Origin of the sequence: Sporomusa rhizae (assembly GCF_041428845.1) — a bacterium.
GTDB lineage: Bacteria > Bacillota > Negativicutes > Sporomusales > Sporomusaceae > Sporomusa > Sporomusa rhizae.
The window spans coordinates 4,134,992-4,158,499 of record NZ_CP156925.1 but is presented as its reverse complement, the minus strand read 5'-3'; the positions used below and the strand labels follow the sequence as shown (position 1 = coordinate 4,158,499).

Annotated in this window: 20 protein-coding genes; 18 read left to right on the top strand and 2 right to left on the bottom strand. The window is 47.3% G+C overall.

Features of this window, described 5'->3' with window-relative positions; translation table 11 throughout:
• Window position 1: 1 nt before the first annotated feature.
• From SRRS_RS19640 to uvrC, 12 genes are all read left to right on the top strand, one after another.
• Window positions 2–847 (top strand): YitT family protein, encoded by an 846-nt coding sequence (locus SRRS_RS19640; protein WP_371362911.1) that lies wholly within the window; start codon window positions 2–4, stop codon window positions 845–847.
• Between the two features lie 269 nt (window positions 848–1,116).
• Window positions 1,117–1,953, top strand: coding sequence for a transketolase (locus SRRS_RS19635; protein ID WP_371369888.1), 837 nt, complete (start codon window positions 1,117–1,119; stop codon window positions 1,951–1,953).
• Between the two features lie 186 nt (window positions 1,954–2,139).
• A complete protein-coding gene (locus tag SRRS_RS19630) occupies window positions 2,140–3,084 on the top strand; it encodes a transketolase family protein (RefSeq protein ID WP_371362909.1) in 945 nt (314 codons plus the stop codon).
• Between the two features lie 236 nt (window positions 3,085–3,320).
• Window positions 3,321–4,061, top strand: a complete 741-nt coding sequence (locus tag SRRS_RS19625) for a site-2 protease family protein (RefSeq protein ID WP_371362908.1) — start codon at window positions 3,321–3,323, stop codon at window positions 4,059–4,061.
• 135 nt (window positions 4,062–4,196) lie between these two features.
• Window positions 4,197–4,883 carry a cell division ATP-binding protein FtsE gene (gene ftsE / locus SRRS_RS19620; protein ID WP_371362906.1) on the top strand — a complete coding sequence of 229 codons (687 nt, stop codon included), beginning with the start codon at window positions 4,197–4,199 and terminating at the stop codon, window positions 4,881–4,883.
• Window positions 4,873–5,760: a permease-like cell division protein FtsX gene (gene ftsX / locus SRRS_RS19615; RefSeq protein WP_371362904.1), complete on the top strand. Its 888-nt coding sequence runs from the start codon at window positions 4,873–4,875 to the stop codon at window positions 5,758–5,760. The genes ftsE and ftsX overlap by 11 nt, the downstream gene beginning before the upstream one ends.
• Before the next feature lie 32 nt (window positions 5,761–5,792).
• Entirely contained in the window at window positions 5,793–6,929 is a 1,137-nt protein-coding gene (locus SRRS_RS19610; RefSeq protein ID WP_371362903.1) for a murein hydrolase activator EnvC, read from the top strand.
• 223 nt (window positions 6,930–7,152) lie between these two features.
• Window positions 7,153–8,289 carry a S41 family peptidase gene (locus tag SRRS_RS19605; RefSeq protein ID WP_371362902.1) on the top strand — a complete coding sequence of 379 codons (1,137 nt, stop codon included), beginning with the start codon at window positions 7,153–7,155 and terminating at the stop codon, window positions 8,287–8,289.
• A gap of 63 nt (window positions 8,290–8,352) precedes the next feature.
• Window positions 8,353–9,597, top strand: a complete 1,245-nt coding sequence (locus SRRS_RS19600; protein ID WP_371362901.1) for a PDZ domain-containing protein — start codon at window positions 8,353–8,355, stop codon at window positions 9,595–9,597.
• A 102-nt stretch (window positions 9,598–9,699) separates the two neighbouring features.
• Entirely contained in the window at window positions 9,700–11,781 is a 2,082-nt protein-coding gene (gene uvrB / locus SRRS_RS19595; protein ID WP_371362899.1) for an excinuclease ABC subunit UvrB, read from the top strand.
• 252 nt (window positions 11,782–12,033) lie between these two features.
• Window positions 12,034–14,868, top strand: a complete 2,835-nt coding sequence (gene uvrA / locus SRRS_RS19590; RefSeq protein ID WP_371362897.1) for an excinuclease ABC subunit UvrA — start codon at window positions 12,034–12,036, stop codon at window positions 14,866–14,868.
• 21 nt (window positions 14,869–14,889) lie between these two features.
• Window positions 14,890–16,698 (top strand): excinuclease ABC subunit UvrC, encoded by a 1,809-nt coding sequence (uvrC, locus tag SRRS_RS19585; protein WP_371369886.1) that lies wholly within the window; start codon window positions 14,890–14,892, stop codon window positions 16,696–16,698.
• A gap of 171 nt (window positions 16,699–16,869) precedes the next feature.
• Here the strand turns inward: uvrC and SRRS_RS19580 are convergent, their stop codons facing one another.
• Together SRRS_RS19580 and SRRS_RS19575 are read right to left on the bottom strand one after the other, a co-directional pair.
• Entirely contained in the window at window positions 16,870–16,944 is a 75-nt protein-coding gene (locus SRRS_RS19580) for a putative holin-like toxin (protein WP_371369884.1), read from the bottom strand.
• Window positions 16,945–17,133: 189 nt separating this feature from the next.
• Window positions 17,134–17,673, bottom strand: a complete 540-nt coding sequence (locus tag SRRS_RS19575) for a DUF3231 family protein (protein WP_371362896.1) — start codon at window positions 17,671–17,673, stop codon at window positions 17,134–17,136.
• 201 nt (window positions 17,674–17,874) lie between these two features.
• Here SRRS_RS19575 and SRRS_RS19570 point away from each other — a divergent pair, with 201 nt between their 5' ends.
• The 6 genes from SRRS_RS19570 (at window position 17,875) to yvcK (ending at window position 23,494) form a co-directional block, all read left to right on the top strand.
• A complete protein-coding gene (locus tag SRRS_RS19570; RefSeq protein ID WP_371362895.1) occupies window positions 17,875–18,888 on the top strand; it encodes an alpha-hydroxy-acid oxidizing protein in 1,014 nt (337 codons plus the stop codon).
• Window positions 18,882–19,403, top strand: a complete 522-nt coding sequence (locus tag SRRS_RS19565; RefSeq protein WP_371362894.1) for a methylated-DNA--[protein]-cysteine S-methyltransferase — start codon at window positions 18,882–18,884, stop codon at window positions 19,401–19,403. Before SRRS_RS19570 ends, SRRS_RS19565 begins: the two co-directional genes overlap by 7 nt.
• 139 nt (window positions 19,404–19,542) lie before the next feature.
• Entirely contained in the window at window positions 19,543–19,887 is a 345-nt protein-coding gene (locus tag SRRS_RS19560; protein WP_371362892.1) for a phage holin family protein, read from the top strand.
• A gap of 196 nt (window positions 19,888–20,083) precedes the next feature.
• Entirely contained in the window at window positions 20,084–20,881 is a 798-nt protein-coding gene (locus tag SRRS_RS19555) for a Cof-type HAD-IIB family hydrolase (RefSeq protein ID WP_371362890.1), read from the top strand.
• 177 nt (window positions 20,882–21,058) lie between these two features.
• Window positions 21,059–21,940, top strand: a complete 882-nt coding sequence (gene rapZ / locus SRRS_RS19550) for an RNase adapter RapZ (RefSeq protein WP_371362888.1) — start codon at window positions 21,059–21,061, stop codon at window positions 21,938–21,940.
• 198 nt (window positions 21,941–22,138) lie between these two features.
• Window positions 22,139–23,494 carry a uridine diphosphate-N-acetylglucosamine-binding protein YvcK gene (gene yvcK, locus SRRS_RS19545; RefSeq protein WP_371362886.1) on the top strand — a complete coding sequence of 452 codons (1,356 nt, stop codon included), beginning with the start codon at window positions 22,139–22,141 and terminating at the stop codon, window positions 23,492–23,494.
• The last annotated feature ends 14 nt before the right edge of the window (window positions 23,495–23,508 follow it).

Below are 23,508 nucleotides of genomic sequence, written 5' to 3'. Positions count from 1 at the left end.
TATGGTCAAGATGAAGTGGCTGAAGGACTATTTGGGTATTGCGCTGGGGACAGTAATTACCGCATTGGCGCTGAATATGTTCCTCATTCCCAATAAGGTCGCGGCTGGCGGTACAAGTGGTCTGGCCACAGTTCTTCATTACACCTTTGGACTGCCTGTGGGCATGACGATGTTGTGTTTTGACATTCCGATGCTTTTGCTTAGTGTTAGGATCCTTGGGGCGCGTTTTGGCATTAATACCCTGCTGGGAGCCGGCATATTGGCGGCAACCATTGACTTAACTGCGCCATATGTGCCGGTATTGACCCATGATTTGCTGCTGTGCTCCTTATACGGCGGTGTTATGAGCGGGATTGGCATGGGGATTGTATTTAAATTCAAAGGAACAACCGCAGGTACTGATCTAGCAGCTGCTATCATTAATAAGCTAACAGGTATCAGCATTGGTCAGGCTCTGCTAGGGGTTGATTTCTTCGTAATTGCGCTTGCCGGCGTTGTTTTTGGTAAAGCGGAATTATCGTTATATGCACTTATTTCTTTATATGTCACAACGAAAATTATTGATCTTGTACAGGAAGGTCCCAGCGCTGCTAAAGCCTTTATCATTATGTCCGACTCCTCGGCTGAAGTTGCCGATGCAATTATGGCTGAGATTGGCCGGGGGGTGACTTTCTTATCCGGGCGCGGCGCGTATACTAAGGTCGAGCGCGATGTTGTTTTCTGTGTTGTCAGTACCCGGGAAGTTTCTTATATAAAAGATCTGGTGTACCGTATCGACCGCCAGGCTTTTGTTATTGTCGCAGATGCGCATGAGGTGTTGGGCGAAGGATTTTCCTCCCCAAGCTGAAACTGGCTGAAACTGGCGATAAACGCCCATCTACTTCGTTACTTCTGCGGGCGTTCCCTGCGACGTACTTGCCAGTACTACTTCGGTCACGTCCTCGGCGTGCCTCGTATATGGACATTTCTCACCAGTTTCAGGCCTTAGCATGATAAGGTGTTTGGTGCAAACCGAGTAGTGGATGGAAGAAGTTTACGGCATAGCTTAGATACTATTACATACGTTATTTCTTGCAAACTAGTATAGATAGATTATAGGAGGTTGTAATGAAGGAAATGGAGATTAAGTTAACACCGGAGGAGCTTAGTGAGCTTGCCAGCCGGGCTAAAGCTATCAGGGGTAATATTGTGCGCATGGTGACTGAGGCCAAATCCGGTCATCCTGGCGGTTCTTTGTCGGCCGCCGATATTTTGGCAGTATTGTATTTTGCTGAAATGAATGTCGATCCGTCGCAGGCGCAAAATGCTGACCGTGATCGCTTTGTATTGTCAAAGGGACATGCTGCCCCTGTTCTGTATGCCACGTTAGCCGAAAAGGGGTATTTCCCGAAAGAGGAACTGCTATCGTTGCGTAGAATCAACAGCCGCCTGCAGGGACACCCGGAAATGAAAAGCATCCCCGGTATCGATATGTCGACAGGTTCTCTGGGACAAGGCTTAAGTGCAGCTTGCGGCATGGCACTTGCCGGTAAAGTGGACGCCAGAGACTATCGAGTATTTGCTTTACTTGGTGATGGCGAATTGGAAGAAGGCCAGATTTGGGAGGCCGCCATGTTTGCCGCTCACTATAAATTGGACAACCTTACAGCCTTCGTTGACTTTAATGGTCTGCAGATTGACGGACCGGTTGCTGAAGTTTTATCGCCGCTGCCTATTCCTGAAAAATGGCAGGCATTTGGCTGGAATGTACTTATCATTGACGGTCATAACTATAACGAAATTTATGATGCCATTCAGACCGCCAAAACAGTTAAAGGCAAACCGACTATGATTGTCGCCAAAACCGTCAAAGGCAAAGGCGTCAGTCAAATGGAAAATATCGCCGACTGGCATGGCAAAGCCCCCAGCCGCGAAGAATGCGAAACCTTCCTAGCCGCCATCGAAGGCGCGTAGAACTAATACAATTTCCCCCGTAAAATATGAATATATGCGATGCTGGTTATGAATGTCCAGATGCGAGGCGCGACGAGGACGTACCCGGAGTCGTACTGGGAAGTACGTCGGAGGGAACGCCCACAGGAGTAACGAAGCAGATGGCGTTCAGAACCAGTATCCCTTGAAAGAGGTGCAAAGTTTCATATGGCTAATCAACTCGCCACTCGCGAAGCCTACGGTCTGGCTTTAAAAGACTTGGGTGATCGCAATAAAAATGTTGTGGTATTAGATGCCGACCTGTCTAAATCCACGAAAACCAATGTATTTGCCAAGGCACATCCCGACAGATTCTTTAATGCCGGTATAGCCGAACAAAATCTAATAGGGGTTGGCGCCGGATTAGCGGCTGCCGGTAAAATCCCGTTTGTATCGACCTTCGCTATGTTTGCTACCGGCCGGGCTTTTGAACAAGTTCGCAATTCTGTTTGCTATCCGAAACTCAACGTCAAAATTGCCGCTACCCATGCGGGTTTGACGGTAGGTGAAGATGGTGCTTCCCACCAGTCGATTGAAGACGTCGCTATTATGCGGGCATTACCCAATATGACGGTAATCGTACCGGCTGATCCGGCAGAGACCAAGCAAGTCATTGATTTCGCCGCAGAATATAAAGGTCCGGTATACATTCGCTTAGGCCGGGCGGCTGTGCCCAATATATTTGGGGAAGCGTATGAGTTCCAGCTTGGCAAAGCTGCGCTTCTTGCGGATGGTACCGATGTAACCATAATTGCCTGTGGCATTATGGTGGCACCGGCCCGCCATGCTGCCGAACAGCTTATTTCCCAGGGAATAAGTGCCCGGGTTCTAAATATGGCTTCCATTAAGCCGATAGATACCGAGGCAATTATTGCCGCCGCTCGTGATACAGGTGCGATTGTAACCTGCGAAGAACACAGTATCATTGGCGGTCTGGGCAGTGCTGTGGCCGAAGTTTTAGTTGAAAATACTCCTGTACCGCTTGAGCGGGTAGGTGTCAAGGATACTTTCGGTGAGTCTGGTACCCCGGGAGAACTGCTGAAAAAATATAATCTGACAGAAGACGCTATTGTAGCGGCTGCCAAAAAGGTCGTAAGCCGTAAAAGAGCGTAAGCTTCAGGGAAAGCATTAAAAAAGCCTGTGCATGCATATGTATTATGTATGTGCGGGCTTTCTTTATTTTGAGTAGCATTCGCCTGGGTAAGGACAACAATTGTTTTGGGTTGTTGAACAACGGAATAAGCGCATGTACTTACTTTATGGTGATGGCTTCAAAACAGGAAAAAACGTCTGCTTGATTTAGCTAATGCTCAGGCTGTATGTTCTCCCTGAAAAAAAGGAGGGATGAGGTGAACTCCTGGAAAGTGATAAATTTAGGCCGGAGGGTAATAAGGCGGCTTGGGATTAGTATTGTTGGCCTCTTGGCACTTGTGCAAGTAGGCGGAACTATATCAACTGCCATTTCCATGTTGGTTTCTTTAGCCTTTTATGCCTTGGCTTTTGGGGTAAAATTCGCTGCTGGGTTCGTTCTGTTACTGCTGGTGCATGAACTGGGGCATGTGGCGGCTTCGCGTATTGTCGGTCTGAAAGCCAAAGGACCAACGTTCATTCCGTTTATTGGCGCTGTGATTCGATTAAACCGGGTGCCGGTAAACGCCAAAATGACTGCTAATATTGCCATCGGCGGGCCGGCAGCCGGTACGCTCAGTGCGCTCTTATGTCTGGCATTTTACCTTTGGAGTGATAGTACACTGATGCTGGTGCTGGCCTATACGGCCTGTCTCTTAAACTTATTTAACCTTATCCCTTGTTCGCCGCTTGACGGGGAACGCATTGCCGCCGCTATTTCGCCACGGCTGTGGTGGATTGGTAGTTTTGTAATTGGCATTGTTTTCTTATATACATATAATATTTTTGTATTGATTATTTTTCTGTTCTCATTGTTTGAACTATGGCGTGGGGACGAGGCGCAAGACGACAGCTATTATCAACTGACTGCCACCCAACGGCTTAAAGTGGCTTGGTGGTATTTTGGCTTGCTCAGTGTTTTGGGATTAACGACATTGTACACGTTGGAATTGTTAAAATAGTAAGAGGCCGAAAAAAGTGTTTGGCAAAATATAGCAATAAAAAATTGATATTACAGAAATAAGGAGGTTTTTCGTAACTGTTGTCGAATAACTATTTTGTTTTAGACTTTCACTATACAATGGGGGTACTATAGTTTGATTTACATGAGTGAAGTGTCGAAGGTATACAGCAACGGCTCAGTTGCGTTAGCCGATGTTACAGTAGAAATTGATAAAGGTGATTTCGTCTTTGTGGTAGGTCCAAGCGGCGCTGGCAAATCGACCTTCATTAAATTAATTTTTAGGGAAGAATTGCCCACAAACGGGCGGCTTGTTGTTAATGGCCGCAATGTTGTTGATATGCAATTAAAAGATGTTCCGTATCTACGACGGGGACTAGGAATCGTATTCCAGGATTACCGTCTATTACCAAATAAAACGGTATATGAAAATGTCGCGTTTGCCATGCAGGTAATAGAGGCGCCGCGGCGCGAGATACAAAAGCGGGTACATAATGCGCTTGATTTGGTAGGACTAAGGCATAAGCTACGAACTTATCCATCGGAATTGTCAGGTGGTGAGCAGCAGCGGGTAGCCATTGCCCGGGCCATTGTTAACAATCCGGTCATTGTAATTGCCGATGAACCTACAGGAAATCTGGATCCGGATACTTCGTGGGAAATAATGAAGGTGTTTGATACTATTAACAAATCCGGCACAACTATTGTAATGGCTACCCATGATAAAACTGTTGTTGACGCCATGCGAAAGCGGGTTATCGCCATCGAAAGAGGCCGTATTGTCCGTGACCAAGTGAAAGGGGTATACGGCTATGAAGATTAGAACCGTCGAATATTTCATTAGGGAAGCAATATCTTCCTTACGACGTAACGGTTTAATGAGTATTGCTTCGGTAAGTACGGTAGCGCTGTCGCTGTTAATTTTGGGCATGTTTTTAGTTATGGTGCTTAACCTCAACCATATTGCTTCTACGCTGGAAACTCAGGTTCAGATAACTGTATATATGGAAGATGGCTTATCTGAAAGGGAAATGCGGGAGATCGGCACAAGAATTACGAAAGTTGGCGGCGTGACCCAGGTCATGTTTATCGATAAGGACCAGGCCATGACTAAATTTAAGGAACGCTTGGGCGAACAGCAGGGATTGCTTACGGCGTTAGGCGAGACCAATCCGCTGCCTAATTCTTTTGAAGTGAAGGTGGACAAGCCAGAACTTGTGAAGCCGGTGGCGCAGGCGGTTGCTCAGCTAAAAGGTGTTGAAAATGCCAAGTATGGCCAGGAAGTGATTGAGCAGCTATTCAGTCTGACCAAAATGATTCGGATTTTTGGGCTTGTGCTCATCATTTTCCTAGCTCTGGCCGCTTTGTTTATTATTTCCAATACGATTCGAATTACGGTTTTTGCCCGGCGTAAGGAAATTGGCATCATGAAGTATGTCGGGGCCACTGACTGGTTTATCCGGTGGCCGTTTATGATCGAAGGCATGATATTAGGTTTTGGCGGTGCCTTGTGCTCAGTGTTGATTCTCAGCCAGACATATAGTGCGCTAACCGAAAAAGTATATGAATCCCTGGCTTTTCTGCCACTTATTCCTAAGTCGCCTTTCTTAACCAATATCAGCATTGTGCTGCTGGTGGTGGGGACGGCCATAGGGGCGCTTGGCAGTACCATATCTTTACGGAGATTTATGAAGGTGTAGCGTAGCGTATAGAATGACTGGGAGGGATGAGTTTGACTAGTAAACGAAATGTATCACTACTGTTAATTATAGTGCTTGTTGTTACGGTGCTGAGTACAGCGCTGGCCAGTGAAATTGAAGAAAAACAGCAGGAATTGCAAAGTGTTCAGCGGCAGGCAGAAGCTCAGCAAAACAAAGCGGCCCAGGCGCAGCAGCAAGTTGATAGTGTGTCTGAACAACTGCGTGTTATCCAGGGGGATTTGGACACAGCTGCCAGTGAATATAATAATATCCTGGATAAGCTGAAGGCTACTGAACAGCAAATAACAACGAATACTGCGTTATTAGAAAAAGTAGAGAAGAACCTAGCAGCGCGCAGTCAAATTTTGAATAAGCGTATGCGCGATATTTACGAAAACGGTCAGGTTAATTATCTGGATGTTTTGTTTGGCGCTGTCGATTTCTCCGACTTTACCACCAGAGCCGAGTTGCTAAAAAGAGTAGTTAATCAGGATCTGGCACTTGTTGCCCAAGTAAAGGCTGAACGGGAACTGGTTGTACAAAAAAAAGCTGAATTAGAACGTGATAAGGCAGCCATTTCCGAACTCAAGGCACAGGCTGCCGCTAAAAAGGCTGTAATCGAAACTAGGAAAAATGACCGGGAACAGGTGCTGACCTCTGCGGTCAGTGAACGTGATACGGCGGAACGTGCGTATCAGGAACTTATTGAGACCTCCCGCCAAATTGAGCAAATGATACGTAGCAGCCAATCATCAGGCGGCAAATCCTCAGCGCCTGCCGGTGCTACTGGTGCCATGATGTGGCCGGCATCCGGCCCGATCACCTCTCCATTTGGCTGGCGGACCCATCCGATCTTCGGAACCCAGCGCTATCATAGTGGTATTGATATCGGTGCCGACTATGGCGATGCTGTTGCGGCAGCTGACGGCGGAGTTGTTATTTTCAGCGGCTGGATGGGTGGCTATGGTAACGCCGTGATCATTGATCATGGCAACGGTATATCTACCTTATATGCCCATAATTCGGAGCTGCTTGTCGAGGAAGGGACCCGGGTTAGAAAAGGTCAGACTATTTCCCGTGTAGGTTCGACAGGGTATTCAACAGGGCCGCATCTGCACTTTGAAGTAAGGGAAAACGGTACACCGGTTAGCCCGATGAACTATCTGTAATCCTTCCGGGTGGTGCATAGTATGCCCACCCGTTACACTTACTTTTGCTGTTAACGCACCAATTTGTCACAGTGTTTGAACTCGCTATGTGAGCAAACGAGCGAATATTTACTATCGTTTTGACATATATTTAGATGTATTGTAATTTGAAAAGCTGAGTTGAGAGCGTCGGAGAACCTCGATTTGAAAACCTCAAACTCACGACTTTTGCGAGGTGTATTGATTGAGCCGCCGTAAAATAATTTTTGGCGCAGTAGTATTGGTATTGGTGACGTTCTTAGCCACCTCAGCTGGTTTCTTATACTTAATGAATGCCTGGTCATCCGATGTTGTCAGCACCCTGCGCGTGCTGCGGGCACTGCATGTCGTACAATCCCGCTATGTTGAGGATGTACCTGTCGACACCCTGATCGCCGGATCTATCAAAGGGATGGTTAATTCCCTGAATGATCCGCATTCCGTGTATATGGATCCCAAGATGTTCAAAGAATTTATGATCGAGACGGAAGGTTCCTTTGGTGGTGTAGGTATTGTTATTGGAACCAAAGATAAGCAATTGACCGTTGTCGCCCCGATTGAAGGCACTCCTGGTGAGCAGGCCGGCATTAAAAGCGGCGACCAGATTATAAAAATTGACGGTCAGGAAACTAAAGATCTGGCACTTGATGAAGCTGTCAACAAAATCCGCGGGCCTGAGGGCAGCAAAGTTGTTTTAACAATTAAACGCGCTCAGGAAGTCAAGGATTATACACTAACCAGATCAAATATCCAAATCAAAACAGTTGCCGGCAAGCTTTTGGATGACAACATTGGCTATATCCGTATATCCATGTTCAATGAAAATACAGGCAACGACTTTGTCCGCAAGCTGCAGGAATTGGAAAAGCAAGGTATGAAAGCGTTAGTGCTCGACCTAAGAGACAATCCGGGCGGACTGCTTGACGAAAGTGTCAAAGTCGCTGGCCAGCTTGTGCCTAAGGGGCCGGTCGTTTCCGTGGTTACCCGCGATGGGCGGCGCGAAACACATTCTTCTAGCTTGGATCAACCCAAATATCCGGTAGCAGTATTAGTGAATGGCGGCAGCGCCAGCGCCTCGGAGATTGTGGCTGGAGCTATTCAGGATACTGAGGTTGGTACTTTGATTGGTACAAAGACTTATGGTAAAGGATCCGTTCAGACGGTCATACGCCTTGATGAAGGTTCAGCCATTAAGCTGACAATCGCCAAATATTTAACGCCTAAAGACAGAGCCATTAACGGCGTAGGGATTGAGCCTAACATTAAGGTTGAATTGCCTGAGACCAAAGACAAAGATACACAACTCGAAAAAGCGCTTGAGGTTTTAAAAAGTAAGCTATAGGCATGTAAGGTTGGTTTATACTATATATAAACCAACCTTCTTTATCATTGAGGTGAGGACAAGTTGTTCCCATGGCTTGACATAACATTACTTATTGTTCACGGTGCCGTAACTATATTGTTTGACTTTAATTTTTGGCTGGTGTTAGCGCTGGTAGGCTATCAATACTGGCAAATGCAAAAACAGCAGCGACAAATGTTTGGCGTGTACAACTATAGCCTGACACGGCAGATTATGCTGGCCGGGTTCTATGGCTTGGTTGGCGGTATTACCGGCAGCTGGCTGCTAACCCTGGTGGGGGTTACCCTTAATCAGCTTGGACTTAGCTATATTTGGCCGGTAGCGCTGGCGCTTATGCTTATTAATATGAGGTTTCTCTGTTTTGCGTACGCCGGCGGGTTAGTGGCTTTAGCCAATGCTCTGTTTGGCTGGCCTGAGGTTAATGTGCCCCAGATACTTTCGCTGGTTGCGGTTTTGCACATAACGGAAAGTCTGCTTATTGCTATCAGCGGTGGTTACAGTGCTATGCCCATGATCCTAAAAAAGCCGGATGGGCGGTTGGTAGGGGCTTTCAGCCTGCAGAACTTTTGGCCGCTGCCGCTGGTTATTCTGGCCGCTGTGTCAGTCCCGGCAGATACAGTGCCAGGGGCCATGATAAAAATGCCGGAATGGTGGCCGCTCCTGTCGCTAGCCCTGGAACCACCAACCGGTTCCCAGTGGATATATCTTATGGCTCCGGTTGTGGCTGCCCTTGGTTACACCGATATGGCCATTGCCAGTCTCCCCCACCAGCGGCGGCGGCAGTCGGCGCTGCATTTGGCGGCTTATAGTGTAATTCTCTTGGGATTTGCACTGCTATCGGCAAAATACTCCTGGCTGCAGGTGGTAGCCGCCGTGCTTTCACCTGTCGGTCATGAATTTTTAATTCAGCTGGACAATCGCCGGGAAATGGGAGGGGCTCCTTGCTTTGTTCCGTCTGATCATGGCATAATGGTGCTTGATACGGTTGCCAATACGCCGGCGGCTAAGATTCTCAAGCCAGGCGATATCCTTATTAATTTAGCGGGAACCCCGCTGAACAACCGGTACGACTTAGCGGCAGCTATTTGTTATGCGCCGGAGAGTTTTAGCATTACGGTTGAGCGTGCCGGAAAACGCTTGCTGCAAACAATAAGCTTCAAAAGCGGAGAACGGCGGTTAGGTGTTATTTTAGTGCCGGACGGGGACGAGCAATATTATGTGGAAATGATCAATAACCGTTACGGACTTGTTGATTGGCTAGTCGATAAATGGAAAAGAAGACGATAAAGCAGACTAGCTTCTGCTAGGGTTTTTAACCCTAACGAAAGCTTAGTCGTTGATAACAGGTCAATTTGACTGATATATACTGGATTGGAGGCTTAATGCAAGATGGCTGTTACCGTACCAAAACTTAATACCGTTCATAGGGAGGGGGATGTTCCTTTTCAGGTAGAAGCTCCATTTACTCCTACCGGCGATCAGCCGCTAGCCATTAAGCAATTGGCAAACGGTATTGTGAAAGGTGACCAGTCGCAGGTGCTGTTGGGGGCTACCGGTACTGGCAAAACCTTTACCATAGCTAAAGTAATTGAAAGTGTACAAAAACCTACCCTGGTGGTAGCGCACAATAAAACACTGGCTGCCCAGCTTGCCAGTGAATTTAAAGAGTTTTTCCCGAATAATGCTGTTGAATACTTTGTCAGCTATTATGATTACTATCAGCCTGAGGCCTACATTGCCCATACAGATACTTATATCGAGAAAGATGCGTCAATTAATGATGAGATTGATAAACTGCGCCACTCGGCTACAAGCTCGCTGTTTGAACGGCGTGATGTTATTATTGTTGCCAGTGTGTCATGTATTTACGGCTTAGGCTCGCCGGATGACTACCGGGGGCTTGTGTTATCACTCCGCCAGGGCCAGATTAAAGACCGGGATGAAATTCTTCGTAAGCTGGTTGCGATTCAGTATGAACGCAACGATTACAACTTTTCCCGGGGCAATTTCCGGGTACGCGGTGATATTGTTGAGATATTTCCGGCAGCGTATGGGGAAAAGGCCATAAGGGTAGAATTGTTCGGTGATGAAATCGAAAGGCTCTTAGAGGTTGATACTCTTACCGGCGAAATTGTGGCGGAACGCAAGCATATTTCCATCTACCCGGCTTCCCACTATGTTACGTCACGGGAAAACATGCTGCGGGCTGTGCAGGATATTGAAGCCGAATTGGAGGAACGTTTAGCCTATTTAAAAGCCAATGGAAAACTGCTCGAAGCACAACGCCTGGAGCAGCGCACCCGCTATGATTTGGAAATGATGTTGGAGATGGGGTACTGTTCCGGAATTGAAAACTATTCACGGCACCTAACTAAACGGCAGGCGGGGGACGCCCCCTATACCCTTGTGGACTACTTCCCGGAAGATTTCTTGCTTGTTATTGATGAGTCCCATGTTACTTTACCACAGCTCAGAGCTATGTATGCCGGAGATCGTTCCCGCAAGGAATCACTCGTTGACAACGGCTTCCGGCTGCCCTCCGCGTTTGACAACAGACCGCTTACCTTTGATGAATTTGATGCCAGGATTAATCAGATTGTATATGTTTCTGCTACTCCGGCGCCTTACGAACTCAAAGCCGCAAGTCAGGTAGCGCAGCAGATTATCCGTCCTACCGGTCTCCTTGACCCTGAAATTGAAGTACGCCCGATTAAAGGCCAGATGGACGATTTGCTTGATGAAATTAAACTCAGGACAGCCGCCAATGAGCGGGTGCTTGTTACTACCCTCACTAAAAAAATGGCAGAAAACCTAACAGAGTATCTTAAAGGAATGGGGATAAAGGTCACCTATCTTCATTCAGATATTGCGACATTTGAACGGGTAGAAATCATTCGAGACCTTCGGGCCGGCGTTCATGATGTGCTTGTTGGCATCAATCTGCTACGGGAAGGTCTGGATATGCCGGAAGTATCGCTTATCGCCATTTTGGATGCTGATAAAGAGGGCTTCCTGCGTTCGGAAACTTCGCTTGTTCAGACAATCGGCCGGGCTGCCCGCAACGTTCACGGCAAAGTCATTATGTACGCCGATCGTATAACCGACTCTATGCGGCGGGCGATGAGTGAGACTGAACGGCGCCGGGAAATTCAGCAGGCCTATAATGCCAAGCATGGTATAACTCCTAAGACGATTGAAAAGCGGGTAAAAGAGTTAATTGAAACAACTAAAGTTGCCGAAGCGCCGGTCGAATACAAGGCCGACAGAATTGGCAATATGAGCCGTGACGATATGTTGGAACTTGCCGCAAATCTGGAGAAAGAAATGCGTCAAGCATCCAAACAGCTGGAATTTGAACGGGCGGCCGAACTGCGTGACATGATTGTTGAACTCCGGCAAAAAGCAGGCGGAGCTTCAGCTAAAGGCCAAGTAGAAAAAAAATCCAGTAAGATTAAATCAAAAAAGAAATAGAAATAAAGTAGAAATAAAAAGAGATTGTTTCGCGGATACTGCAAGTATCAGTGAAGCAATCTTGTATTTTTTTAAGAAAAGACATGGTATTCCATGTCTTATTGCATGCAATGAAGCGAAAAAGAATAATATTAGCCCAAACAAATGTTTGCTTTGGAAATCGTATACCATTATAATAAGAATACTGGTATAATATAAGTAAAATAATTATTATCCACTAATAATGTATAGTAAAGTATGAAAGGAACCAAGATGACAGACAGTATTATTGTGAAGGGTGCCAGACAGCACAACCTAAAAAACATTGACATAACCATCCCGCGTGACCAGCTGGTTGTTATCACCGGTCTGAGCGGTTCTGGCAAATCCTCCTTGGCTTTTGATACCATTTATGCCGAAGGCCAACGCCGCTATGTAGAATCTTTGTCCGCATACGCCCGGCAGTTCCTGGGACAGATGGACAAGCCGGATGTTGACTATATTGAAGGATTGTCACCGGCGATCTCAATTGACCAAAAGACAACAAGCCGTAATCCACGTTCGACGGTGGGTACAGTTACCGAGATTTATGACTATCTCCGGCTGTTGTTCGCCCGGGCCGGCAGACCCTTTTGCCCTAAATGCGGCAAGCCGATAAGCCAGCAGACCGTAGAACAAATGGTAGATCAATTGCTGGCGTTGGGCGAGGGCGCCAGACTGAGTATTATGGCGCCGGTAGTGCGCGGCAAAAAAGGCGAACATCAGAAGGTGCTTGAAGATATCCGGAAGAACGGCTATGTCCGGGTGCGGGTAGACGGAGAAATTCGCGATGTTACGGAAGAAATTAAGTTAGAAAAAAATAAAAAACATACGATTGAGGTTGTTGTTGACCGGATAGTTGTCCGCGAGGGAGTAGCAAGCAGGCTGGCCGATTCAATTGAGACTTCGCTTAAACTTGGTGGCGGTATTCTCACTGTAGATGTCGGTGGCGCCAGCGAACTCATGTTTAGTCAGAACTTTGCCTGTGTGGACTGTGGCATCAGCCTGCCGGAGATTGCGCCGCGAATGTTTTCGTTCAATAGCCCGTTTGGTGCCTGCCCGGATTGTACCGGTTTAGGCAATAATCTGGAAATTGACCCGGCCCTGGTTATTCCTGACCCGAGTAAAGCTTTTATCGACGGGGTAATTGCGCCGCTGAGCAAAAGCTCTAACTCTTACTTCATGTGCCAGCTGGAAGCCGTACTTGAAAAGTATGGGCATACCTTGTACGACACCTGGGAAAAGATTCCGGATACCGTCAAGGAAATAATTCTAAACGGCGCGGGCGAGGAACGGTTTACCTTCCGTTATGAAAATATGTATGGTGAAAACAAGACATATCACTCGACTTTTGAGGGAGTGCTTCCACTGTTATCCCGTCGCCACCGTGAATCAACTTCAGACTGGGCGCGCGAAGAGATCGAAGAATACATGAGTTCCAAACCTTGTCCGGCGTGCAAAGGGGCCAGACTGAAACCGGAAGCGTTGGCAATTAAGATTGGCGGAAAAAACATCTACGAAGTCACCCGCATGACGGTGGGTGAGTCCAAAGAGTTTTTTAGTAACTTGGAGTTGACAGACCGGGAAAAGGTAATTGCCAATCAGATTTTAAAAGAAATAAATGCCCGTCTGGGCTTCTTGCTGAATGTTGGCCTGGACTATCTTACCCTTGACCGGGCAGCCGGGACGCTTTCCGGTGGAGAAGCGCAGCGAATCCGGTTGGCTACCCAGATTGGTTCCGGCTTGATGGGCGTGCTGTATATCCTGGATGAACCCAGCATCGGTTTGCATCAGCGCGACAATAACCGCCTGCTGGATACATTAAAGCATATGAGAAATCTAGGTAATACACTGCTGGTAGTTGAGCATGATGAAGATACCATGTATGCAGCTGATCACATTATCGATATTGGTCCGGCAGCCGGTGCGGGCGGTGGCGAAATTGTTGCCCAGGGTACGGTGGAACAAATTAAGAATTGTGAAGACTCGGTTACCGGTCAATATTTAAGTGGACGTAAAGCGATCCCGGTGCCGGAAGTGCGCCGCAAGCCTAACGGCAAATGGCTGGAGGTCATTGGCGCTAAGGAAAATAACCTCAAAAAAGTAAATGTGCGGTTCCCTATTGGCGTATTTACCGCCGTTACCGGGGTATCCGGTTCAGGCAAAAGTACGCTGGTCAATGAGATTCTGTACAAGGGTCTGGCCAGCCAACTGTATCGCGGCAGCCATGCCCGGCCAGGAGCCCATGACAGTATTCGCGGCCTTGAATATATTGATAAGATCATTGATATTGACCAGTCGCCTATTGGTCGTACGCCGCGTTCCAATCCGGCTACGTATACCAGCTTATTTGATAACATCCGGGAATTATTCAGTCAAACCTCGGAAGCCAAGATGCGGGGGTATCGCCCGGGACGGTTCAGTTTCAACGTTAAAGGCGGCCGCTGTGAAGCCTGTAAGGGGGATGGCATAATCAAGATTGAAATGCACTTCTTACCGGATGTCTACGTGCCGTGCGAAGTATGCAAAGGCGCTCGCTATAATCGGGAAACCCTGGAAATTCACTATAAAGGCAAAAGTATAGCTCAGGTACTGGATATGGTTGTCGACGAAGCCGTAGAATTCTTCCAGAACATCCCTAAAATTCACCGTAAGCTGCAAATTCTCCAAGATGTTGGTTTAGGCTATATTAAACTGGGGCAGCCGGCTACTCAATTATCCGGTGGGGAAGCGCAGCGAATTAAGCTGGCAACCGAACTGGCACGCCGCAGCACCGGCAAGACCTTGTATATTTTGGATGAGCCGACCACCGGTCTGCATACAGCCGATATACACCGTCTGTTGGAAGTATTGCAGCGGTTGGTTGACGGTGGTGATACCGTTGTGGTCATCGAGCACAACCTGGATGTAATTAAAACCGCCGACCATATAATTGACCTTGGCCCTGAGGGAGGCAGCCGGGGCGGGACAATTGTTGCCCAAGGCACACCGGAACAGGTTGTTGCTGTCCCGGAATCCTATACCGGCCAATTTTTAGCTCCGGTATTGGCGCGCGGCCAACGGCAATAAAGGAGGTGTCCGGTCATCGCTATTGTAACTCCTGTTGTTGAAGAAAAACTGGCGCTATTGTCTGATAAACCCGGTGTTTACCTTATGAAAGACGATAAAGGCCGGATTATCTATGTTGGCAAGGCGATTAACCTAAAAAACCGCGTTCGGTCTTACTTTCAGTCAAGCCGCAACCATACCCCCAAAGTAATTGCCATGGTGGCGCGTATTGCTGACCTGGAATATATCATCACGGCCTCGGAAATCGAAGCCTTAATTTTAGAGTGCAATCTGATAAAAAAACATCGTCCCAAATATAATATCAGCATGCGGGACGACAAGAATTATCCGTATATTAAACTGACTAACGAGGAATTTCCCCGCGTATATATCACTCGCAAAGTAATTAAAGACGGAGCCCGGTACTTTGGTCCGTATACCAGTGCTGGCGCTGTCCATGAGACTCTGCGGCTGCTAAAGACTCTATTTCCCCTCCGTTCCTGCCGCAAACTGGATAGCAAACGGCCTTGCTTAGAGCATCATATTAAGCGGTGTTTGGCTCCTTGTGCCGGAAAAGTGGACCCAGAAACGTACGGCGAGATGATCAAAGCAGTTGGATTGTTTTTGGAAGGACGCAGTGATGCCGTCGTTAAAAATCTCAAGCGTCAGATGGCGGAAGCGGCTGAAGAGCTGGAGTTTGAAAAAGCGGCTCGCTTGCGTGACCAGCTTGCGGCGGTCGAAAAAGTCATGGAAAAACAAAATATCGTAACAGGCAGCGGGGATCAGGATGCCATTGGTCTTGCCCGGTCGGCTGCCGGGACCTGTGCCCAGGTATTCTTCATTCGCAGCGGCAAAATGGTCGGGCGTGACCACTTCATGCTGTCAGGTGGCGAAGAGGAAAATGACCAGGATATTTTAGCTGCTTTTGTTAAGCAGTATTATAGCCAAGCCGCATTTATTCCCCGGGAAATTTTGTTGCCGCTCGAACTGGGCGAGCAGCATCTTGTAGCCGAATGGCTAAGCAGTGTAAAAGGCGGTAAAGTGCAGGTTGAGGTACCTAAGCGCGGCACCAAGCGGGATTTGGTCTCAATGGCGGCCGGCAACGCCGCAATCGTACTTGAGGAGCAGGCTGAACGGCTTAAAGCCGATACGGATAAAACCGCCGGCGCGGCTGCTGAGCTTGGTCAGTATTTAGGCTTACCGGCTGCACCTGAGCGGATAGAATGTTTTGATATCTCACACATTCAAGGCTCGGAAACGGTAGCATCCATGGTGGTGTTCGAAGGCGGACAGCCGAACAAGAATGAATACCGCCGTTATAAGCTTAAAACCGTGGAAGGTAAGCCTGATGATTTTAAATCGATGCAGGAAGTAGTGGGGCGGCGGTACCGTGATGCCTTGGAGAAGGGCCCTGTACCTGATCTCATTATTATTGATGGCGGCAAAGGCCAGCTTAATTCGGCACTGCCTATTATCCGGGCGGCCGGACTTATCGATGTTCCTGTTGTTGGTCTGGCCAAAGAATTTGAGCATATTTTCCGCGAAGGAATCAGCGACCCGCTCATACTGCCGCGCCACTCTCAATCACTTTTCTTAGTACAGCGGATCCGGGATGAGGCGCATCGTTTTGCTATCACTTATCACCGTAAACTGCGCTCGAAACGGAATATGGTTTCGGTACTTGACCATATCCCTGGCATTGGCGAGAAACGCCGCAAGGCCCTAAGGGATCATTTCGGCAGTTTAGCCAAAATTAAGGCGGCTGAAGTGGATGAACTTGTCAAGGTGGAAGGCATGACGCTGCCGGCGGCCGAAGCGGTTTATAATTTTTTTCGTAATAAGAGCATATAAAAGAAGCGGCACAAGGATAGTCAAGTTGCATAATTTTTCCCTTGTTGTTATAATATAAGAAAAGGTTGACGTGTTAGCGCACGTCAACCCACACAGATTGCCTAACCGGAAACGGTTAGCCCAAGTTGGATTATTCAGGGAATAACCGCAAAACCTTGGCACAGGAGGCGGTTATTTCTGTTTTATGATTAAGACAACAAGTGTTGCAAATGCGATCATCAGATACATTGCCTCAAATATTGTCATCAAACCACCTCCTCTTTAAAGGAAGTGGCTAACCGCTCCTCGACAACCTGTACAATTATTATAGCATATTTTCCCATTATAGTTATATGACAAATACTATATAACTCAAACCCGCCTCTTATAAATACCATAACTCATTTAAAAATGGTCTGCTTACGAAAACGATAGTTTTCGTGCAGACCATTAATTTTAATGGGTTATTTTTCGCAGATGGGGCAGCCAGCCGCGTTTAAGCATGAGCTGGAGCAGACGATAATCCCAATCCAGGCCGTCATCGAGAGCCTTGCGGTACATTAGGGCAACATCCAGTTGATACGACTGATGCAAGGAAGTTAAGATTGCCATTTGAGAGCCTTTAGCCATAGTACCGATGGCGATTGCGATTTCCATATCGGTTAAGCGGGCGTCATCGGGAATATTGAGGGGAGTATCATGCAGGTTGCGCTTTACAAAGCGTAAGGCAGGAGAATGTACATCACTTTCCAGCAGTTTTTCTTCTGCTTTGGCTATTGTTGTTTCGGTATGGGCATCAATTGCCTCCTTAATTAAAGCCTTTAGTTCAGGATCGCTGGCATGATTGTGTAATACCTGCAATAAGGCATTATTAAACCGGCCCTGTCCGATAATGCCATAGAGTCCGGCAGCTTCCAGGTAGTTAAGCGATTCTTTGTCAAACGCTAAATTCATAATGTTGCGGGTCTGTGAATTGATTTTATCCATAATCGTCATAGTTCTACCTCCTAATTAGAAAAATATAAGTAGACTTAGCTTCGGTAGGGTGTTAACTTCCACTGAAGGTTAGTCACAGGATTAGTTGTAATATAGACAAGTTGACGAATTTTATACTTGCGATGTTTTCCGGCAGCAGGATTTTGGCGGAGAAACAAGAATTTGATCAAAGATAGCGAAAGTATAACTCAGGAGGCTGACATGGATATAAAGACCATTAAAACTACAGCAAAAGAAAAGTTTCGTGGCTCATGCCGAGTTTGTCCGGAGTGCAACGGCGTTGTTTGTGCCGGTGAGATGCCTGGTATGGGCGGAGTAGGCACAGGCATTGCGTTTCGTCATAATATACAAGCACTGGCTGACTGCCGGTTGAATTTAAGAACAGTACATAGTGTTAAGAATCCTGATTTGTCCTGCCGCATTTTAGGCATAGATTTAGCTTTCCCGGTTATTGGTGCGCCCATCGGCGGCATTGAACGGAATATGAAGGGGGCGCTAACCGAAGAAGAATATGCCGTGTGTATTGTCAGTGGCTGCCGTAAAGCCGGCAGTATCGGAATGACCGGAGACGGCCAAGTGCCGCTGGTTTTTGATTCAGGGATGGCTGCCGTCACGAATGAACAAGGCTGGGGCATACCTACCATTAAACCGCGGAATATTGAAAAAGTGGCCGAGATGGCCAACAAGGCTGCTGCTGCCGGTTGTCCGGCTTTTTGCATGGACATTGATGCAGCGGCATTTGCGAATATGATTAGTGCCGGCCAGCCGGTAGGTCCTAAGACTATCCAGGAACTGGAGTACATTAAGAATCATACTGCCATACCGTTTATTGTTAAAGGCATAATGACACCCGATGATGCCGAAGCTTGTTGGCAAGCCGGTGTTGATGCTATTGTTGTCTCCAACCATGGCGGCCGGTCGCTTGATCATACACCGGGTACCGCTGAGGTGCTGCCTTATATTGCTGAAGCGGTTAAAGGCAAAATGACGGTGCTGGTTGACGGTGGTATCCGCAGTGGCGGTGATGTACTAAAAATGCTGGCGCTGGGAGCGGATGCCGTATTGATAGGACGGCCGCTATCCATTGCTGCAGTTGGCGGTGGCCGGGAAGGCGTGGAATTTGCCCTTAATAAAATGAAAAATGAGCTAAGAACTGCCATGCTGCTGACCGGAACGGCCCAGGTCAGCGATGTGTCTGTGGAGATTTTATGGTAAAGCCGGTTCTTTGCTATAGTCTGATTACCACAGGCTGGGGCCAGGTGGTGGCTGTCTGGTCTGACGTCGGTTTGTGGGAATTGGGCTTTCCCCGTCCAGATCAAGCGGCTGCTTTCACCGATATTCACGCCAAGGATATTGCCGAGCTTGCATCCGGGCACGAGGCTTGCTTGTGGTCTGACCAGTTAACTCATGAGTTAAAACTATATCTTCAAGGATATCCAGTCACCTTTTCCGTACCGGTTGACTGGCGGGTTTATAGTCCGTTCCAAACGGCAGTACTCAGGTACACGGCAGATATTCCTTACGGAGCTACAGTCAGTTACCTAGAGGTAGCTCAGGCTGTCGGCAGTCCCAAGGCGGCTAGGGCGGTAGGCGGAGCCATGCATAGCAACAGAACACCGATCATTGTGCCTTGCCACCGGGTAGTTGGTGCTGATGGCAGTCTTACCGGTTTTGGCGGCGGACTGGATATGAAAAAAGCCCTGCTCTTGCTTGAGAGCCAAAAAGAATAATAGGAACATCCTTCCTGTTACACTTTGCTGGATATTATATATCGAAAAATATATTGCCGGAATTTTGTCCCATGGGATATAATATGTATGTTGGCTTCAATAATCAGTTGTCTTTATTACGGCAGGAGGGATATGTGCAGTGAGTGGTTTTTTACTGCGAATTATAATAAATGCGGTAATTTTAGTGCTGGTGGTAGTAAAACTGCCGGGAATATTTGTGGATACTCTTGGCGGAACCTTGTTAGGAGCAACAATTCTAGGTTTAGCAAATGCTGCAGTCAGACCGCTGTTATCGGTTGCCGATTTGCCGCATACCTTTCTAAACCTTGGCGGTTTTACTGTCCTAACAAATATTTTTACGCCGCTGATGGTCGTTAAAACCTTGCCTGGGGTGCAGGTGTCAGGTGTCATAACCTCATTGGCAGGAGTTTTACTAATGACTCTGTGCAGTGTTACTTTGTCCAAGGTAATACACGATAGATAAAGTAAGACTTGCTTCAGGTGGAGTTTAACCCCGTCCGAAGCTTAGTCGCACTTATCCAGGGACTTAGTCGCTCTTACTCCCGCCTGTAGAGGAGGGAGTCTTAGAGCGAGTTAGTCATCGGATAGATTACTGCAGGAATTTTGTGTACAGCAAAATTCCTGTTTCTTATTATTTTAGAAAAGAGGCAGAAGACTAAATGACAATAAAGCTTATAGCACTTGATATGGATGATACATTATTGGATAGTAAACTGGCTGTTTCCCCGCGCGCCAGCGCCGCTATCCGCAAGGCAGCGGAGCAAGGGATAAAGGTAACAATAGCAACCGGACGTATGTATCGCTCGGCTGTGCCATATGCCCAGCAGTTGGGCTTGGATGTGCCGCTTATTACCTATAACGGGGGGCTCATTAAGTCCTGTTTTTCCGGCGAAACGTTATTACACCGTCCGATTGATAAAGATATTGCCCGGGAGGTGCTGTCGTTATGCCGGGAACAAAATTTGTACATTCAAACTTACGTTGACGACAACCTGTATGTAAAAGAACAAAACGAATATTCGGAGATATATTCGCGCATGTCGAGAGTGCCGGCTATCGTTGTCGGCGACAGCCTGTACGCGGGTGAAGGGTATTCCACAAAAATGTTAATTATGTCCAGTAAAGAAGGGATTCGCGAGATATATAACTCTTTTAAAAAGATTTTTGGCAATAAACTTAGTATGGCGATATCCAAACCAACTTTTATGGAAATAACGCACCCAGAGGTTAATAAAGGAAAGGCCTTAGCTTATTTAGCGGATAAGCTTATGATAAAACAAGATGAGGTAATGGCAGTTGGTGACAGCGGTAATGATGTTGATATGCTTAAATATGCCGGCTGGGGAGTAGCTATGGGAAATGCCAGCGCCGCGGTTAAAGCCATTGCCCGCCTGGAAACCGCTTCTAACGACGCCGATGGCGTAGCTGAGGCTATAGAACGCTATGCATTGAATTAATTAGAATAAAATGTGTCCGAATGGGTATCCGGCGACAAATAGCGATTTGCCGCCGGATACCAGTTTCCATTGATAAAATAAAGGGAACTGTTCTTTTGCTTTTTTTCCCATACTACCCTATAATTGAATAGGGAAAGAATTGGGGTCGACTCGGGTAGGAAAAGTTGAGGTGTACATATGATACTAGATAACTTTCGCTTGGTAATAATTACCGGCATGTCAGGCGCCGGTAAATCACAAGTAATACGGGCTATGGAAGACTTAGGCTATTTTTGTGTTGATAACTTGCCGCCGATGCTGATTCCTAAATTTGCTGAACTGTGCGCCCAATCTGGCGGCAAAGTTTCCAAGATTGCCTTAGTGGTTGATATTCGCGGCGGCGAATTTTTTGATACCCTGGTGCAAGTTCTGGAAGATATGGAAAAACAGGGCTTCCTTTATGAAATATTATTTTTGGAAGCCTCGGATGCTACAATCATCCGCCGTTATAAAGAAACACGCCGACGTCACCCGATGGCGCCGCATGGACGTATTAGCGAAGGAATTAGCCGCGAGCGAGACCGTTTGGAGCAAATTCGGGGGCGAGCCAATCATATTATTGATACATCCGGCTTATCTACTACCGAGCTTCGGGGTAAGATAACTGCACTGTTCACCGAAGAACATGAGCAGGAACGCATGACAGTAACTGTAGTGTCCTTTGGCTTCAAATACGGTATTCCGATGGATGCTGATATGGTAATGGATGTTCGGTTCCTGCCTAATCCCTTTTATGTCGAATCTCTACGGCGAAAAAGCGGTCGGGAAGCTCTTGTCGGTGAGTATATCTGGAAGTGGCCGGTGACACAGCAGTTTATGGAGAAGCTGTCCGGTATGGTGGACTTTCTTGTGCCACATTATATTAAAGAAGGCAAAAGTCAGCTTATCATAGCCATCGGCTGCACCGGTGGCCTTCATCGCTCAGTATTTGTTGCCGAGAAGATTTTTGAATATCTCAAAGGCAAAGGCTTCAAAGTAAATGTTGAACACCGGGATATTAAGCATAACGTTGTCGAATAACTTGGGTTTGGAAATAAATTGTTTTAACAGCATCGCCCAGAATAGTGGATATAATATAAGTTCAGAGGCGGTTAGAAATGCCCAGATGCTAGGCGCGATGAGGACGTACCCGGAGTCGTACTGGTAAGTACGTCGGAGGGAACGCCCGGAAGAGTAACGACGCAGGTGGGCGTTTATCACCGACTCGGGAGTGATGGTATGCATTTTATAAAATGGCTATACCCAGGCATGAAGTTCAAACGTTGGCTGCTCCTGTTTTCCGCAGGGGTTATCTTTGTCAGCATGGGTTTAGCAATTGTTTTTAACTATAAATATATTGGCGTAGTGGAAGAAGCTATTTTCCGCTTGTTTTATCTGACGACAGGCAGGTTTTATTACGCAGTTACTACTATTGTCGGCAGCGCAACTATTATTTTGGGTCTGAGTATCATGCTGGCGGCTACGCGCCAGATCATTAAGTCAGTTATTAGTGTACTGGTGCCCGAAGGCTCAGATAAACTTGTCGAAATTATTTTTGAAAAACGCAAGCTTAACCGCGGGCCGGCTATTGCCGTTATCGGCGGCGGTACAGGCCTGTCGGTGTTGCTCAGGGGCATAAAAAGTATTACCAGTAATCTAACTGCAGTTGTTACAGTAGCCGATGATGGCGGGTCATCCGGCCGGCTGCGTGAAGATCTGGGGATTATTCCGCCTGGTGATTTACGCAATTGTCTTGTTGCCTTGGCAGATACCGAACCTTTAATGGAAAAGCTTTTTCAGCACAGGTTTGGCGGCAGTGGCGAACTGGCCGGCCACAGCTTTGGCAATTTATTTATTGCTGCCATGACTGAAATTGTTGGTGATGTGGAACTGGCGTTAAAAGAGTCGAGTAAAGTCTTAGCCGTACGTGGCCAGGTGTTGCCTTCCTCCACCGCAAGGGTACTGTTGGTAGCGGAAATGACTGACGGATCGGTAGTGGCGGGTGAGTCGCAGATTCCCCTGTCGGGCAAGAAAATTAAGAAAGTATGCATTAACCCGGAAGATGTTGCGCCGGTAAAAGGTGCGGTTGAAGCAATCCGCGAAGCAGATGCCTGCATTTTGGGACCAGGCAGTTTATACACCAGCGTTATACCCAATCTATTAGTAAAAGGAATTGCTGAGGTTTTACAGGAAAGTGACGCGGTCAAGATATATATATGCAATGTTATGACCCAGCCGGGCGAAACCGATGGCTATACCGCATCCGATCACGTCAAAGCCATAATTGACCACGCCGGTCCTGGTTGTATTGACATTGTGGTTATTAATGACCAGAGAGTAGCTCCGGAACTGCAGGGAAAATATGCGGAGCAGGGGGCATACCCAGTAGTACCTGATGTGGAAGCAATTGAGGCATTAGGTGTCAAAGTGGTCAAGGCTAACCTGATCAGCGAAACCAATTTAGTCCGGCACGACCCTGCTCGTTTGTCCCGGACGATTATGTCAATGGTTTACGACTTACGAATTAATTCTGACCGCATGCGGTTATTGGATTATTACATTATGTCGGAGAGTATTAAGAAACTAAAAGATTAGCCAAAGGACTGACG